The 2,301-nt window shown below is 68.9% G+C and carries 3 protein-coding genes; 2 read left to right on the forward strand and 1 reads right to left on the reverse strand.

Going from position 1 to position 2,301, the window contains the following annotated elements; translation table 11 throughout:
• The first annotated feature begins 181 nt into the window (after positions 1–181).
• Entirely contained in the window at positions 182–610 is a 429-nt protein-coding gene (locus E2E34_RS33485) for a hypothetical protein (protein ID WP_138905594.1), read from the forward strand.
• Positions 611–629: 19 nt separating this feature from the next.
• On the opposite strand, the gene E2E34_RS33490 is transcribed toward E2E34_RS33485, so the two are convergent.
• Entirely contained in the window at positions 630–1,406 is a 777-nt protein-coding gene (locus E2E34_RS33490; protein WP_244316385.1) for a GDSL-type esterase/lipase family protein, read from the reverse strand.
• Between E2E34_RS33490 and E2E34_RS33495 the strand changes: the two genes are divergently transcribed.
• Positions 1,405–2,301, forward strand: an 897-nt coding sequence (locus tag E2E34_RS33495; RefSeq protein WP_138905595.1) for an esterase-like activity of phytase family protein, incomplete at its 3' end; no start/stop codon positions are given. The genes E2E34_RS33490 and E2E34_RS33495 overlap by 2 nt on opposite strands.

The following is a 2,301-nucleotide window of genomic DNA, read 5'->3' on the forward strand; positions in this document are numbered from 1 at the left end:
GAATGAACCAAACCGCGCTGTAGGTGCAGGGGGTGCCGAGATTGTGCCTTTGGTGCCGTTTTGACTTGGCTCGGTGGGTGTCATCTGTTGGGTTGGGTGTATTGAGGGGCAGCGGAGTTGCGACGTGAAACGGGAGGTCCGGAGAGGGGGAGTTGGTTACGGTCGCTGCGGAGGTGCGTACATGTCCTGGCCGTCTGTGATCATTCTTGCCCCCGTCGAGGAGCGCTCGACGCTTGAGGCGCGCATTCGGTCCTTCGGCGTCGTACCCGACCCGGCGACGGGCAGCGAACGCCTGCACTGGCAGGGGTACTCGTACTACTTCGATCTGTCCGGCGCGATTCTCGTGGACTTCGAACCCGATGAGGTCGAAGAGATCACGGCTCGGATCGGGGAACCGTACGGGGCCTATGTCTCATGCCAGTCCATGGACGCGGCGCGAGCGTTCCTGGGACAGGTTCTGCCCGGCGTCGACGGGCTGCTCGACACCAATCACCATGACGTTCTTCCGGCCGGTGAGTTTCTTCGTCTCCTCACCCTGCACCCGCAATGGGACTGGCGCCGCGTCCCGAGCACCGGCCTGCGGTCTTCCGCCGCCGGAACGGACCGATGAGCGTCGCCGAGGGCCGCGCCTACCGCCGAACCGGCCCGAGTGCGTCCAGGGCGGCCGGGGCGTACGGTGCTCCCCAACCCCAGCTGGCGTGCATCGCGTCCGCGAACGCCGCCGCCAGTTTGTGTTCGCCCGTCGGGCCCGGGTGCGTGCCGTCGTAGGTGTCCTCGTGGATGTCGTACGTCGCATGGCGCGACGCCAGCACCAGCGGGGACGTGCCCGGAGCGTCGAGGTTCGCCACCGCCTTCGCCAGCAGTTCGTTGAAGCGGTCGCACTCGGCGGCGAAGGGCGCGTCCGACTCCGCCCGTACGTTCGGGATGACCGGATGGATCACCATGCGCACGCGCGGATTCGCCGCGCGGGCCTCCGCGACGAAGCGTTCCGCGTTCTCGGCGGTCTGGCCCGCGTCCGTGTAGAAGCCGAGGTCGATCAGGCCCAGTGAGATCAGCAGCACGTCCGCCTTCGTCGACGCGACCGTCTCCCCGATCACGGGTGCCATGTGCAGCCATCCCTCGCCCCACCCCGACAGGTGGCGCCGGGCGTGCTCCGGGAAGGCCGGGTCGGCGTAGGCGTACGACAGAGGGGCGTTCGCGCCGGTGTCGTACAGCTCGGTGCGGGGGCCGACGATCCGGAACGGCCCGCCGTACGACGCCACGAGGTGCTGCCACATGCGATATCGCCATGTGAAGTCGCCGGCGCGCCCGATGGTCATGGAGTCGCCGACGAACAGGAAGCGCATGGCGTCATCATCCCGGATCACTGCCGTGGCCTGCGACGTGATGATGAACACTTGGGCCATGCGCCCGTTCTCGTACGTCGTCGCCCCCAGTGCCGCAGCCGTCCTTCTCCTGCTCGCGTGCGGTGGCACCGCTGTCGCCGACGACGGCTTCACCCTCAAGGACCCGAGGATCACCGAGTCCAGCGGCCTGGCCGCCAGCCGCCTCCACCCCGGCGTCTACTGGACGCACAACGACAGCGACGACGGGGCGTTCGTCTACGCCGTCGACTCCAGGAGCGGCGAGACCGTCGCGACCCTGACCCTGCGCGGGATCGGCTCCCCCCGCGATGTCGAAGGCATCTCCGTCGGGCCGGACGGGAACGTGTACGTCGGCGACATCGGGGACAACCTCGACGGCAGTTGGAGCCACGTCTGGATCTACCGCTTCCCCGAGCCCAAGCAGCTCGGGAACGCCACTGTCGACGCCACCCAGTTCACCGTGAAGTACGCCGACGGGCCGCGCAACGCCGAGGCGCTGATGGTGCATCCGAAGACCGGCCGCGTCTACATCGCCAGCAAGAACGAGGACGGCGGCGGCCTCTACGAAGGGCCGGCCCGGCTGTCGGCCGGCGGTACGAACGTCTTCCGGCGGGTGGGCGAGGTGCCGTGGGTGACGGACGGGGCGTTCTCGCCCGACGGGAAGGAGCTCGTACTGCGCTCCTACTTCAGCGCCCGCGCCTACGCGTGGAAGGACAGCGGGCGGCTGGGGGCCGACCGGGCGGTGAGTGCGCCGTTCCAGGGGCAGGCCGAGTCCGTCACGTACACGGCTGACGGCACGGCCATGCTGTTCGGCTCGGAGGGTGTGGGGAGCGATGTCCAGCGGGTGGCTGTGGAGCGGCGGGGAGACGGAGGTGGCAACGGCAAGTCGCCGTCCTCCGGTGGCGGTTCGGGGGAGAGTGGCAAGGGAAGCGGGGAC

The sequence above is a fragment of the Streptomyces albidochromogenes genome (assembly GCF_005981925.1).
GTDB classification, from domain to species: Bacteria; Actinomycetota; Actinomycetes; order Streptomycetales; family Streptomycetaceae; genus Streptomyces; species Streptomyces albidochromogenes.